Raw genomic sequence first — 235 nt, 5'->3', positions numbered from 1 at the left:
CAGCCATGCCGCGTGTATGAAGAAGGCCTTCGGGTTGTAAAGTACTTTCAGCGAGGAGGAAGGTGTTGTGGTTAATAACCACAGCAATTGACGTTACTCGCAGAAGAAGCACCGGCTAACTCCGTGCCAGCAGCCGCGGTAATACGGAGGGTGCGAGCGTTAATCGGAATTACTGGGCGTAAAGCGCACGCAGGCGGTCTGTCAAGTCGGATGTGAAATCCCCGGGCTCAACCTG

At 54.9% G+C, this 235-nt stretch carries 1 rRNA gene; it reads left to right on the top strand.

Going from position 1 to position 235, the window contains the following annotated elements:
- A 16S ribosomal RNA gene (locus tag OGV75_RS00055) occupies nt 1-235 on the top strand; the annotation flags it as partial.

This window comes from Citrobacter sp. Cb028 (assembly GCF_030336705.1).
Taxonomy (GTDB): domain Bacteria; phylum Pseudomonadota; class Gammaproteobacteria; order Enterobacterales; family Enterobacteriaceae; genus Citrobacter; species Citrobacter braakii.
Note: the sequence above shows the minus strand (reverse complement) of the source record. Positions and strands in the feature narration are given on the sequence as shown.